This window comes from Acidithiobacillus sp. AMEEHan, from assembly GCF_030996345.1.
Classification (GTDB): domain Bacteria; phylum Pseudomonadota; class Gammaproteobacteria; order Acidithiobacillales; family Acidithiobacillaceae; genus Igneacidithiobacillus.
Genome location: NZ_CP118747.1, coordinates 893,758 through 906,575 on the forward strand (window position 1 = coordinate 893,758; position 12,818 = coordinate 906,575).

The window sequence follows — 12,818 nt, forward strand, 5'->3', positions numbered from 1 at the left end:
CGGTCAATTGGTTAGTTCTTGGTCGCCGCACAGCGTTTGCATGACGATGTGGCCGAAGATGGCGTGGATGTCCTCGCACAGCTGCATGTCATCGACGGCGACCCAGACGCGATGCTGGACGAGATCTTTGAGACGGCCACCGTTATAGCCGCACAGCCCCAGAGTGATGCCGCCGTTGGCGTTTGCCCAGTCGACAGCACGGATCACGTTCTCGGAGTTTCCGCTGCCTGAGATAGCGATGACTAGGTCGCCAGGGTCCATGATGTGCCTGAGCTGCTCGACAAACACATCATTGAAGGCAATGTCATTGGCGTAGGACATCAGCAGACCAACATTGTCGACCAAGGTACGGCCACGGAAGCGGCGTCCGCCACGCATCGACACGCTCTTGTTCCAATCGTTTATAAAATGCAGCGCCGTCATTGAACTACCGCCGTTGCCCAGCGCAATGACCTGGCGGTCATCCTGCCAAGCACGTGCGACCAAAGCCACAGCGCGGTCCATATCAGCGTAGTCGACGGTGTCTATCTGCTGCATCAGCTTGGCTAGGTAGGTCTGGGTGGCGCCTTTGAAAGTGCGCATGAGTCCTCTCTCCTTTGTTTCAGTGACAGAAGATGATCCGGCTACCCAGAGGCTCAAAAGCCATCGGAATATGCCTCAGATCGGGAAGGGCGGCCTTGATCGCTTCGTGGCGTTCGGGCTTGGCATAGAGCATTAGGAAGCCACCTGCACCGGCGCCGAGAATTTTGCCGCCGGTCGCCCCGGCGCGGCGTGCGGCATCGTACCAAGCGTCAATAGTCGGGGTACTGATTCCGCTAGTCAGGCTTTTCTTGAGCATCCAGTTGTCGTGCAAAATTTCGCCGACCGCATCGGGATTGTTGTTCTGCAGTTCGTCGCGCAGCACATAGGCTAATCGGACCATCGTTGCCAGCGTGGTGTGCTTGCCTTCGCTTGTCGCTACCGCAGCCGACTGTTCAGCCAGCAGCGTGGAGGCGCTGCGCGTAATCCCGGTGTACAAGACCAGGATATTGCGTTGGAGCTCAGCCAGAGTGCTGGGCAAACAAATCACCGGCTCGACGATAACGCTCTCGTCGGGAAGAAACTCGATCAGGTTGAACCCACCGTAGGCCGCAGCGTACTGGTCCTGCTTACCGATGGGTTCTCCGCAGAGATCGATCTCAATGGTGCAGGCATCGGCGCCTAGCCGCTCTGCCGAAACATAGCGCCCATTGAATGCGTTGAGCGCATGCAGCAGTCCGACCGTAAATGTGCTCGACGATCCAAGACCCGTACCATTGGACGGGATGTCAGCGATGGTCGTGATCTCGACCCCGCCGCTTAGTCCGAGATATTCCATAGTCGTGCGCACTAGGCGGTGCTCAATTTCGGAGACTAATCCAACCTCCTCATTCTTCGAGTAGGCGACGCGGATGCCGTTGTCGAATTTCTTACTGACGGTAACATAGACATATTTATTAATCGCTGTACTGACGATAGCGCCACGCTGGTGGCGGTAGAAGGCGGGCAGGTCGCTGCCTCCGCCAACCAAGCTCATGCGTAATGGGGTGCGGCTGATGATCATCGGTCGGTCTCGGATAGAATCGGGGCGGGGACTTCGAGGCGCAGCGCGCCGACGGAAGTGGCCTCGATCCACGGCCATTCGTCGCGCATCCGGGACGAATAGAGGGCTTCGGCCTGCGCTGCCTCGCCGCGTAGTGTGTACTCGCGCACTAGGCGCTGGTGCCGCAGCGCTTCGTCGATTGTGACCACCAAACGCAGTGAGCCGGGGGCGGCAAGCGCCAATGCTACGACACCTTCGACGATGACGACGTCGGACGGTGCGATATCGAGTGTCTCAACCGCAGGGATCTGCACACGCCACCCCTTAGCGTAGCCCGGGAGCACTACGGACAAGGCAGTCGGCCGCGTGTTCAAGCGTACGATCAGCTGCTGCAGCGCAGCCATATCGTGGCGACCGTCAACTCCGGAACCGCGATTGGTTGCGCTGCGCAGCCAGCGGTCGGTCGAGATTATGTGACAGATCAGCCCCGACTCGCGTAATACCTCGGCTAGGGCCGAGGCTACGGTGCTCTTGCCGGCACGCGAATGCCCGCCAATCAGTACCAGGGATCCGGTTGCAACACTGGCGGCTAGGGGACGCAGCGCCTGCAGCAGGCTCGCATGGCCCTTGAGAATGAAGTCGACCGCCGCGCCCAGATCGGCGGCGACGTAGTCGGGCGCAACGATATACTTGTGGTCGAGACCGGCCTGTCCGGACTCGACCATGATTGAGCGCAGCCCAGCGCGGCGCGCCGCCAGCATGTCGGCACTGGAGTCGCCGACTAGCCAAGAGCGCGGCCGTGAGATATTGAGTGCGCGCACCGCAGCATCAATCATCCCTGTCGCCGGCTTACGGCAGTCGCAGGCGATCTTGAGTTCAGGGACCTCGCCTGGGTATCCGGAGTCGGGGTGGTGCGGGCAGTAGTCGATGCGGTCGACATAAGCTCCAGCGCGCCCGAGCAGAGTTTCCATCTTGTTGTGTATCCGGCGCAGTTCTTCATGAGAACACTTGCCGCGCGCAATAACCGGCTGATTGGTCACGACACAGACTCGGTACTCAGATAAGTTGAGCCGCCTTACAGCGTCCTCGACTCCTGGCAGTAGATCGAATTCCTCGGCGCGAGCGAGGTGGCCGACCTCGCGGTTGATCGTCCCGTCGCGGTCAAGGAACACCGCCATCTGCTCACAATCCAACGCCGCGCGGGCGATCTTACCGCTGCGAAAATCGGCACTGACCTTGTCGATGCGCACCGGAGTGCCAACGTCCTTGATATACTCAGCGCTCTTGTACCCACGCAGCTGCATCCCGCGCGCAAGCATCGCTGGGAACAGGTCCTTACAAAAATCAAGTGCGCCCTCGCTACCGACCCAGGGTAGCAGAGCGTCGCGGTGCACCACGTACAGAGCCGCGTTGACTAGGTTGGGCAGCCAGAAACCGTCTGGATGTGGGTAGGGGTAAAAGCCGCGAATGAACCCGGCATCGTCGGCGTCGACTAAGTCCGAGTCATGCGGGTGATCGTTGGGGTGCAGGAACAACGTCGCCGCAACCCCGTCTTGCCTGCGGTGGAAGGCTTCAAAGCGACCTAGATCGACCTGCAGCATGGTGTCACCATACATGACCAGAAAGATCTCATCGAGTCGGTCAAACACGCCAAGCACTGCGCCGGCAGTGCCGCGCGGCTCGCCATCGTCGATACACTCTACCTCGAGTCCCCAGCCGCCGTTGGCAGTGCAGAACTCAGTGATCGCCTCGGCGCGATGATTGACCAGTACCAGCACGCGCTGGTAACCATGCTGCTTAAGCAGCAGAATCTGACGCTCGAGCAGCGGACGTCCGCATAGATCGATCAGTGGCTTCGGCAGGTCCCCCAGTCTCTCGCGCAGCCGCGTGCCCTTGCCTCCAGCGAGGATTAACGCCTGCCTCATCGGCGCTCCTGTTCCACGATCTGGTGCAATGCTAACCGCACGGCCTCGACCGATCCTAACTGGTTACGGTAGCCAAGCGCCCGCAACTTGTCGACCGAGTAGACGAACTGCGGCACGTCGCCGACCCAGCCCTTGTTGCCGCTGCCGAAGGTTATGCTCGCCCCAGGCGCCGCTTTACGCACCGTCTCCTCGGCGATGAATCGCACGGTCACGCCATCGTCGCCAGGGCCAATATTGTAGACGGCGATCCGCTCGGGTGCTTTGTCGCGGATAAACAGCATGGCATCGATCAGTTCCACGACATGCAAATAGCCCTTCTGTTGGGTGCCGTCTCCGAGCACCACAAGATTGTCTGGAGTCACCGCCAGCTTGCGCACAAAATCCAGGATCACGCCATGGGTTGACGGAATGCCGATGACGTTGGGAAAGCGAAAAAGGTAGGCACGCGCGATGCCGCTCTCAACTGCAGCGCTAATTGCCGCCTCCGACGCCAGCTTCATCGCCCCGTAGTTTGAGATCGGCAGCAGCGGGCCGGTGTCCTCGGTCAGCGGCCGCTTGCCGAGGTCTCCGTAGATCGCCGAACTCGACGCAAAGGCGATCACCGGAACCTTAAACTCACGCATCAGCTCAAGGGTATTGAAGGTGGTCATGAAGGTGTCACGCAGATCGATGCTAGCGTCGGCGATCCCAGCTGGGATATCTGAATTGGCAGCCATGTGCCAGACCTCGGTGATTGGATCACGAGCATGGAAATCGACGAATGCCCGACGATAGGCGGTCTTGTCGGCCATGTCAACCTCAATGAAGGAAAAACGTGGGTTCCGTTCCACATCGTACAAGTTTGCCAAGCTCCCACGGCACAGGTTATCAACACCGAACACATAGCCGCCACGCTCAAGCAGTGTCCCTGCCAAATTGCAGCCGATAAAACCGGCAACACCGGTGATGAGGATGCTCATGGTTGTCTCCAGACAGTTCATTTCCAGCAAATGAAGTTTTCCTGCTAATTCTAACCGATCCTGCCGCGCCAGTTTAGTCTGCCGGGCACACCCCTGCGTTGGTGCCTTCGACGTGTCGCGATAGCCAACCGTGTAATCAATTCTGTGAGAGACAAGATATGCGATCAGCCGAGATCACCTAAACAACATCGACCAATATACATGGTTTTCGGGGATACCTAGGATCAGCGGAATCATTGTCTACCATCGCAGGAGTGCGCAGCTAGCTCGATTCGGCCAGACTCAACCACTCTTCCATGCTCCAAACGCACGAACTGGTCGCAAAATTTATTGACCTGATCCTTGCTATGAGAAACCAACAAAAGAGTCATTCCATTCTTACGAAGATCTGCGATCTTATCGTGGCATTTATCTTGAAATGATTTGTCTCCAACCGCCAGAATTTCGTCTGCTAGCAGAATGTCCGGATCGAGATGGACAGCTACAGAAAATCCGAGTCGCATCTGCATGCCCGAGGAGTAGTTTTTAAGTGGTGTGTCAATGAAATGCGAAAGCTCAGAAAACTCAATAATGGATTTTAATCTTTTTGCAGTATCCTTGTTCCTAAATCCATAGAGGCTGGCATTGAGGAAAATATTTTCCAGCCCCGTTAGTTCGGGGTTGAAACCTACACCCAACTGAATCAGGGGTGCCACTCTTCCATGCGTTACCACTTTACCGCTTGTCGGCAGAAGGATGCCAGCAATTATCTGCAATAAGGTACTTTTCCCTGATCCATTATGCCCTAACAATCCTAGAGCTTCGCCTTTTTCTACCGAAAAACTTACCTCTTGAAGCGCACTGAAACACTCTCTCCGTTCTCTTTTTCCTTTATAAAATATACTTAAGAATCTGGTTTTTACACCTAAAGCGCGGTTATGGCGTAAAATAAATGTCTTTGACAGATTTTCGATGCTCACAGCGGGCTTCCCCATTACAGGTCCTCCACCAATCTGCGAGCCTTTTGGTGAAAAAGTGCGGTCCCAAGAAGAAGCGTGGCCACCGTCCAAGCCAGGGCTATCTCTACATGGCTAAGAGCTGGAACAGCGCCGCTATACAGAATAGCGTGGAATAAATCCATAAACTGCGTCAGTGGATTTAAGGATATTATTGCTCTTGTCTCTGGCTTAAGCACATTAATGGAGTAACCGAGCGGCGTAAACCAGAATAAGAACATCACCGCAATTTCCACCAGGTGCTTTAGGTCACGGAACTCTACCTGCAAAACTGAAAACGTAAGAACAATACCCCATATAAATGCGACATATAATCCGAGAGCAAACGGATATAGAAGCAGCTCCCATCTATAGACTCCACCTAAGAAAGGGTAGAGAATTATCAAAATCAGAATGGCTACCGTCCATAATGTTAACGTAAAAAGAAGACTTGCGGCTGGTACCATAATTCTCGGAAAGTAAATCTTTTGTAATAGCCCTGATGCTCCTGTCAGGCTCTCGCACCCCTGAATGGCTGACTGTGCAAACAAATTATAATGCAAAACTCCGATAACCAGGTACAGTATGTAGTTGGGAAGGTTGCTACGGAAGACATGCGTAAACACAAAATAGTAAAGGAGAATCATTGCTAAGGGATTCCCCAGAGACCACAGGAAAACCAAGCATTGCACCCTGATACCGGACCTTGAGATTTGAGGTGACAAGATTGCGCACCAGATCCCGATAACGCCAATACTTCTCAATGTTTTTGATTGATTGCAGCATGCTTATCCTTCACACAACTAGGAGACGGGCTGCCAAAGCAGCGGTTCTGACCCAACCATGCCGCCGAAAATGGCGTGATAGTACCAAAGTAAACCTTTCTTGTATATCGCTCTGTGGACTGACCACAGTGAATCGGTCTAAGTCTCTCACAAGAGACATCGGCAACTCCCCCGATAGCGTACCAAAAAAGCTGATGCCTGTTGCTGAAGACTCTGGAACATGCTCCAGAACTCAGCGCTGCTGGACCAGGATTTGTGGATCTCACGCAAAAAGCATCCCCCATAGCTGAATTTTCCCGCCCACATATCGATTCTCCCGAACTGTCGATACATCACAGTGGGTTGGGGCATGTACCGAATTGTGCCAAAAGCAGAAAGCAACGAGGGCAAGCCACCAATCTTGCATCAACGCCGCAGAGGGGATGGGTAGCGCCTTTTCCAGTAGCGCCTTGTTCATCATTACTGTGCAACCCGTCACCATATTTTGTAGACAAAGTTCTCTCAGGTCGTCTTTTCCTGGATCGAGATGTTGGCAGTACCAGAAGGAGGGATCCATCACTCCGAGATTGGCGTCTACGACACAAAGATTGGAGTGCACCAAAACTGGCGATGCTGCACCTTTCCACAGTTCTGTGATCTGCAGCCTTGCGAGTGTGGTAGCAACTTTATCGGTGAACCAAACATCATCCTGATCTGCCAGGCAGATGTAGGACTCTTTCCCCCATTCTTTGATAAAGGTAAGCACCCTTTGGAAATTGCCAATGACCCCCAGCTGCGACTCTCCATCTTCGATCAAGGTGATTCTTTCTGGATGCCGTTCTTGCAGCCTTCTCAGAAGGTCTCTGGAGGCATCAGACGATCCATCATCTCGGATGTAGAGGTGTAGGTGAGGATGGCTTTGGTTCAGAATGGACTGTATTTGTTCAACGAGAAACTTTTCCCCGTTGTATACCGCCATAGCCACTGCAACGGTTGGCGTGGCGCTACTAGAGGAGGGAGACACAGCAAGGGGGAGACGCCGATCTCGGCGTTGGATTAAAAAGGATCTCGCCCAAGCATTCAGGGTTCGCCAGGACTGTGCTATTGTTAGCAGAAGCAGAAGCACCTCACCTATAGAATACCACCAAAAAGTCGTCGAAGAGTGTGGCAAGGGAGGTGAGTCCATGAATAACACTGTCAACCCCATTGTCATTCCAATGAATGCCACCAAGGGGCAACCATCCTGAGGCCAAGCGATGTGGATTGGGTCGCCAAGAGCAGAAGCAGAAGGTCGAGAAGCACCCGAAGGTCCCAAATTACCGCAGCCCCGGGATTCCCCACAGGGAAATCGCCCACCACAGTGCCGGAAGATATAGAATGAGTTCCACGAGGTGAAACTTGGCGGTGAGATCCGCGCGGCCCACAGCCTGCAAATAACCATACGGAGCATGAGCGATCGCATTTATACATATTCCAACCAGTAAAATTTGCCCCACAGGGCTAGCATACTTAGCAAAAGAAGCTCCCACCCACCAGGCCAAAAAAGGATGCAACCACCAAATACCTACAATACATAGGGGGCTGATGGTAGCAGCAAGCATACGCATGGCAGTGAACATGGTTACTCGCGCTTCATCATCTTCCAGCGAAGCATATCGTGGGAACAGCGCTGTGGCCAAGCTCTGGGGCAGGATGCCGCCATACATCACGAGATTAAATGGGACAACATAGCGGGCGACAAAAGACATACCTAACTGTGCCCCGATGAAAAAGCGGTCGGTGAGATTCATGATCGGGCTGACGACTGCGCTAACCGTGATCCAGGCACCGTAAGGAAGGATGGAACGAAGAAGCTTCCAATGAAAGGTCGGGAAAGGCCCGTCGAGAATACGGATGCAGAACCGGAACAGCAAAAGTGATCCCAAAAGACGTCCAAAAATCGCTGCGCCCACCAAGTACGGCAGGGTTATGTACCCTAAGAACGCTGCACTCAATGGGAAGACTTGATACAAGAGTAGGCCTACGATTTGCCCAATATTTAGGTAGTCAAAGCGCTCTCTTCCCTCCAGAGTCCCCAAGAGTACACTGAGCGAGGTCGCCAGCGGCAGAAACAATAAAAGGGGCAGGATTGCATGCTGCACTTCCTGCCGCAGCTCTTGTGACAATACCAGCACGTGCCTCACTAGCCAGATCATCAATGGCCAAAAAAGTAAGATGGAGGCAAGAGAAGAGGCTGCAAGTGTTGCGAGCAACGCTGTCCAAAAGAGTTCTCCCTGCGCGCGCAATTGCAGAGGGTCAGAGACTTTTTTTGGGCAGCAATCTTCGAGATGCGCTGGGCCACTGCCCTGCCCAAGCCGAGATCGAAGGCTCCAAAGTATCCCAAAGCCAACCAGAGAATGGACAGCGCCCCGTAGCGGGCCACACCAATGAGATGAAGGTACAACGGGACGGTGAACAGCAAAAGAAAGGCTGGTATGGCCCGTCCAGAGACATTGAGAAGCGTCGAGTGCGCTATGGATCTCGCCATCGGTTTACCGAAAAAAAACCAAGATGTCGCTAGCCATTAACAAAAGAGACCATGGGGCTCGCCCCGGAAGTTTTGGGAGCGTTGCAACTGCAAGATGCCCCATGTTCACCTCGTTCGCCCGCCGAATACGGTTGCTGTTTGCTTGCCCAAGTGGTATGCACCAAATTTCACCAGCGTTCGTATCAGGGCTTCGGGTATCTGCCGCGGCGCGTGTCGGGAAAGAAAGCGGATCTCTGACCGCACAAAGCGCTTCCCCTCCGAAGTTGGGCTCTGAAACGACGCAAGTAATGCTCGTTGCTGTGCGTGCATATAGCCAATCGCGTAATAGCGTCGGGCTTCTTCTGCTATCGTGAACCCATGGGAGTGGATGACGCGGGCATGCGCCTCATAGACCACGGTTCCTCCTTGGAGCAATATTCGGGCAGCAGCAATCATATCTTCTCCCATAGAACAGTTATTGGGGAAACCGCCGGCTCGAAGGAGGATATCTCGCCTGTACGCTGAGAACGAATTTGAGGTAAACGCCGTTTTGATTCCCAAGCGCGCAATATCCTCAAGGCTTTTTTCGATACTCTGTTCGGGATAATTGAAGAGCCGTGCGTGCCGTTCGATAGGACCAGCTTCTAAGCGGGGAAGCTGCCGACCATAGGCAACGCCGGCCCGCGGATGTGCGTGTAGTTCGGTCACTAGTTGCTCCAAGGCATGCCTGCCATCGAGAATGGCATCCTGAGTCAGGAATACGACGGTTTTACAGTCCGAAACCATCTCTACTGCCATTTGCCGTGTCCCGCCGTGGTTGAACGCGTCTGGAGCGATGCAATGTACTTCAAAGCCGGCGGCTTTGGCGAACTCGGCCGATCCATCCGTCGATCCGGAGTCAATCACGAGTATGCGTCGCGGCTGTATGTTCTGCGATAGTATGGAATCAATTACCATCCGCCAGCGCTGTCCACCATTCTTAACTGGAACAATCAACGCGATCGACGCCCCCCCCTCTACGGCAGGCAACTTAGTCTGTCGGTCACAGTGCTCCATCGGGGAGATATCCTTACGCAAGAGGTCAAGATTGTTCCAAGGCATACGGGGAGTTGGTACAGGTCTCAAATCACCCTACAGAGAAATGAAATTACAGACATCCGGTTCTCGGTAGTAGTATCTTACCCGATGTGGCTGGCTCATAGTTAGTGTAGAGTCAACAACTATGTTGGGCGATGTATCTCGTTGCCCAAACCAGTTTAGCTGTTGGCGTCGATGGGTTAGACTGGCGACCATGAAATCTTCCGCGCAGCCGTCCCTCAACCGCACCGCCCTACTGGTCAGCCTGCCCTTCTTCGCTTACCTGAGCAGTTGGTACTACAACGGTTCCCTGATCCCGCTCCTGGCGGTGAGTAGCGTATCGCTGCTGCTCTGGGGGGCGGTAGCGGCGTGGCCCCGGATTCGCGCGGGGCTGCCTTGGCCGCGGGGGTATCTGCCGGCTTTCATGTTGCTGTGGTTGTTCTGGTACTGGCTGACCCTGTTCTGGAGCCACGTCCCCTATAGTAGCTGGTTTTATTTCTGGACCCTGGGTTCCGTGCCTCTGGGCTTTCTCGCCTGGACCATGCTCTCCGAGCGCGATGCGGAAGCGGTCTGGCCCTGGTTCTGGCGGGGGATCGTTGCCAGCGCGTGGATCCTGTCGGCCATTGGGCTTTGGCAGTACTACCGTCTCCTGGGGGAAGGCGCGAACTGGATGGGCCTGCGTCCACAAGGCCCGCTGATGGACTGCAACAGTTACGCGGCGTGGATGAATCTGTTTTTCTTCGTGCTCGTCGGGCGCTATTTTTGGCTGGACGGGCGTCGCCCTCGCGCGCTCCTTTCCAAGTCCATTGATTGGGTGACCTTTGGCTATTTATTGACTATCGCCATCATTCTGCTGGCAGATTTCAGTACGGGCAGCCGCGGCGGTCTGCTCGCCTGGGCGTGTACCCTGCCCTTTGCCTTGCTGGGTTTTCGGGGAAAGCCCGGGGTCTGGTCGCGCTGGGCCGCTGTACTGTTCCTGGTTCTCATCGCCTTTCTCCTCATGAACTACCCCAAGGGCTACGACATCCTGGGCCAACTCAATCCCCACTACATCAGCTCCAACATTGCTACGGTATCCCGCAGCCTGATGTGGATCGCTACTTGGCATATCTTCCTGAGCCATCCTTACCTGGGTACGGGGCTGGGCAGTTATTTTCTGTTCTACCCTGCCTACCGCCTGCCGGCGGAACTAGCTTCGGCAGGGACCTACGCCCATAACGACTACATCGAGTTTCTGGCCGAGGGTGGGCTCATCAACCTGGGCTTTTTGCTCGCTTTTGCCGGGGCCTTGATCTATGCCCTTTATCGCCTGATTTTTCGCGCGGCACGGCTCGGCATCAGTGAGGAAAACCGCTATTGGGCCTTGGGGCTGGTGCTGGGGGTTTTTGCCATCACCGGCCACGCCCTGGGCAACTTCATCTTCTACAACCTGCCCCTGAGCATTCTGGCCGGAATTTTTCTCGCCCAGGCCTGGCACCTCTACCATCGCCAAGGGGAAACGGCACCTCTGTTGCCGCGCCTGGGCATCCGCCATCCGGGAGTGGTGCAGGGGGTCCTGGTGGTGCTCGTGGTATTGGCGGGCTGGTTTCTTGCCCTCGATGCGGCGGTCTATGCCCTGTTCAGCAACAATGCCTGGCTCGATGGGGTCATCAGCAACCCCAACGGTCGGGCGGTATTCTTGATGCGGGCAGCGCGCTTTCTGGAAGTTGCCCGGCCCCAGGCGACCCAGCCCTGGGTGTACATGGGCAATGCCTACCTCAACCTGGCAGCCAGTGACGCGAATATGCCAGCGGCACAGAAGCGGGTGCTGCTGAAAGCGGCTTTGCGGCAGTACCATGCCTCGCTGGTGGGCATTCCGCGCCAGGCGGGGGTCTACAATGCCATCGGCTCGCTCTATAACCAGTATGGCAGCACGCTCCTGGGGATGACGCCGCAAGCGGCCCAGGACCGCGCCGTCCTTGCCTGGCGCAAGGGCCTGGCCCTGGACCCCGCCAGCGTCAACCTGCGCAGCGAGATCGCAACGGCGGCTTATTTTGATCATGGCAAGGTGGCAGGAGGCATCGCCTTCTTACAGGCGGGCTTGAACCGGCCCCTGTTCCCCGAGCCTCGCGCCCTCCTGCAATGGGTCATTGCCCGCAACCAATGGCAGTTGGCCCACGACCCCAAGGCGGCGGAAAAGACCCTGCTGATCAGCCTCAAGGCATCGCCGGACTTTACTCCCACCCTGACCCTGCTGCGGCAGATCGTGCAGGCGCAAAAGCCGGGCGGCCAGGCATCGACACGAGCGGAATGAGGGCCGCAATATATCGAGCCTAACCGCTTGTCGCATGGTCAATCAAAAGGATAATATCCGTGCTTAGACATAGGAGGTCCTATGCAGCCGAGTGCTAAGCAAAGCTTTCCTCATCCTGAGTTGATCGGCAGCTTCCGCCAGTTCGGTCCTTTCGGGGTGGCTTACCAAGTCGTCAAGGAAGGTCACTCGACAGATCACGGATGGACGGTAGAAATAGAGGTGCCGTCAACAGGAGAACATCTAGAATATCCCCTCCGCTCCGTCCTAGACGATCCAGAAGCTGAGTAATGTTTGCAATTGCCTTTGATCTCGTCGTCAAAGAAACGGCGGCCTGCCATCCCAAAGGGGTGTCGGTGGCCTATGCCGAAATTGGGGCAGCTCTTGCTGGATATGGCTTTCGGTGGGTCCAAGGAAGCCTCTATGTCTGTGAGGACGAGGATATGGCAAATCTGATGGATGCCATCGACAAGCTGACAGAGATGGATTGGTTTCCCTCATCCGTTCGGGACATCCGGGCATTTCGGGTAGAACAGTGGTCGGACTTCACGGATCGAGTGAAGCGTCGAGGCAGCGGAATGAGGGCCGCAATATATCGAGCCTAGCGGCTTGTCGCATGCTCAGTCGAAAGGATAACCTTTGCAGGCAGGCATCGAGGAATCCACAATAGCTGCAATCATGCTTTCCCCGGTCAGATCGTTGACGCGAAGGATGGACTGGTTGCCTATCAGTCCGTGGTATCAGCCTCTTCCGTACCTCTCC

General features: G+C 55.5%; 12 protein-coding genes. 3 read left to right on the top strand and 9 right to left on the bottom strand.

What is annotated here, in order from left to right; all coding sequences use genetic code 11:
• Positions 1–3: 3 nt before the first annotated feature.
• From ORD17_RS04600 to ORD17_RS04640, 9 genes are all read right to left on the bottom strand, one after another.
• Positions 4–582, bottom strand: coding sequence for an SIS domain-containing protein (locus ORD17_RS04600; protein WP_308389702.1), 579 nt, complete (start codon positions 580–582; stop codon positions 4–6).
• A 19-nt stretch (positions 583–601) separates the two neighbouring features.
• Positions 602–1,582 carry a hypothetical protein gene (locus ORD17_RS04605; protein ID WP_308389703.1) on the bottom strand — a complete coding sequence of 327 codons (981 nt, stop codon included), beginning with the start codon at positions 1,580–1,582 and terminating at the stop codon, positions 602–604.
• Entirely contained in the window at positions 1,579–3,486 is a 1,908-nt protein-coding gene (locus tag ORD17_RS04610) for an HAD-IIIA family hydrolase (RefSeq protein WP_308389704.1), read from the bottom strand. Before ORD17_RS04610 ends, ORD17_RS04605 begins: the two co-directional genes overlap by 4 nt.
• On the bottom strand, positions 3,483–4,445 hold the full coding sequence (locus ORD17_RS04615) for an NAD-dependent epimerase/dehydratase family protein (protein WP_308389705.1): 963 nt from the start codon (positions 4,443–4,445) through the stop codon (positions 3,483–3,485). Before ORD17_RS04615 ends, ORD17_RS04610 begins: the two co-directional genes overlap by 4 nt.
• Before the next feature lie 233 nt (positions 4,446–4,678).
• Entirely contained in the window at positions 4,679–5,404 is a 726-nt protein-coding gene (locus ORD17_RS04620; RefSeq protein WP_308389706.1) for an ABC transporter ATP-binding protein, read from the bottom strand.
• Between the two features lie 14 nt (positions 5,405–5,418).
• On the bottom strand, positions 5,419–6,066 hold the full coding sequence (locus tag ORD17_RS04625) for an ABC transporter permease (RefSeq protein ID WP_308389707.1): 648 nt from the start codon (positions 6,064–6,066) through the stop codon (positions 5,419–5,421).
• Positions 6,067–6,466: 400 nt separating this feature from the next.
• Positions 6,467–7,396: a glycosyltransferase family 2 protein gene (locus ORD17_RS04630; protein WP_308390055.1), complete on the bottom strand. Its 930-nt coding sequence runs from the start codon at positions 7,394–7,396 to the stop codon at positions 6,467–6,469.
• Positions 7,397–7,499: 103 nt separating this feature from the next.
• Entirely contained in the window at positions 7,500–8,357 is an 858-nt protein-coding gene (locus ORD17_RS04635; protein ID WP_308389708.1) for an oligosaccharide flippase family protein, read from the bottom strand.
• A 458-nt stretch (positions 8,358–8,815) separates the two neighbouring features.
• Entirely contained in the window at positions 8,816–9,745 is a 930-nt protein-coding gene (locus tag ORD17_RS04640; protein WP_308389709.1) for a glycosyltransferase family A protein, read from the bottom strand.
• Between the two features lie 235 nt (positions 9,746–9,980).
• On the opposite strand from ORD17_RS04640, the gene ORD17_RS04645 reads away from it, so the two are divergent.
• The 3 genes from ORD17_RS04645 (at position 9,981) to ORD17_RS04655 (ending at position 12,661) form a co-directional block, all read left to right on the top strand.
• On the top strand, positions 9,981–12,059 hold the full coding sequence (locus tag ORD17_RS04645) for an O-antigen ligase family protein (RefSeq protein WP_308389710.1): 2,079 nt from the start codon (positions 9,981–9,983) through the stop codon (positions 12,057–12,059).
• Between the two features lie 81 nt (positions 12,060–12,140).
• A complete protein-coding gene (locus ORD17_RS04650; RefSeq protein WP_308389711.1) occupies positions 12,141–12,347 on the top strand; it encodes a DUF5397 family protein in 207 nt (68 codons plus the stop codon).
• The gene (locus tag ORD17_RS04655; protein ID WP_308389712.1) at positions 12,347–12,661 is read left to right on the top strand and encodes a virulence factor; all 315 of its coding nucleotides are present in this window, start codon (positions 12,347–12,349) and stop codon (positions 12,659–12,661) included. Before ORD17_RS04650 ends, ORD17_RS04655 begins: the two co-directional genes overlap by 1 nt.
• Positions 12,662–12,818: the final 157 nt, after the last annotated feature.

Coding starts and splice junctions, on each gene's coding strand:
- ORD17_RS04610 (WP_308389704.1), bottom strand. CDS start 3,486: ATGAGGCAGGCGTTAATCCTCGCTGGAGGCAAGGGCACGCGGCTGCGC.
- ORD17_RS04650 (WP_308389711.1), top strand. CDS start 12,141: ATGCAGCCGAGTGCTAAGCAAAGCTTTCCTCATCCTGAGTTGATCGGC.
- ORD17_RS04655 (WP_308389712.1), top strand. CDS start 12,347: ATGTTTGCAATTGCCTTTGATCTCGTCGTCAAAGAAACGGCGGCCTGC.
- ORD17_RS04645 (WP_308389710.1), top strand. CDS start 9,981: ATGAAATCTTCCGCGCAGCCGTCCCTCAACCGCACCGCCCTACTGGTC.
- ORD17_RS04640 (WP_308389709.1), bottom strand. CDS start 9,745: ATGGAGCACTGTGACCGACAGACTAAGTTGCCTGCCGTAGAGGGGGGG.
- ORD17_RS04605 (WP_308389703.1), bottom strand. CDS start 1,582: ATGATCATCAGCCGCACCCCATTACGCATGAGCTTGGTTGGCGGAGGC.
- ORD17_RS04630 (WP_308390055.1), bottom strand. CDS start 7,396: ATGACAATGGGGTTGACAGTGTTATTCATGGACTCACCTCCCTTGCCA.
- ORD17_RS04625 (WP_308389707.1), bottom strand. CDS start 6,066: ATGATTCTCCTTTACTATTTTGTGTTTACGCATGTCTTCCGTAGCAAC.
- ORD17_RS04600 (WP_308389702.1), bottom strand. CDS start 582: ATGCGCACTTTCAAAGGCGCCACCCAGACCTACCTAGCCAAGCTGATG.
- ORD17_RS04615 (WP_308389705.1), bottom strand. CDS start 4,445: ATGAGCATCCTCATCACCGGTGTTGCCGGTTTTATCGGCTGCAATTTG.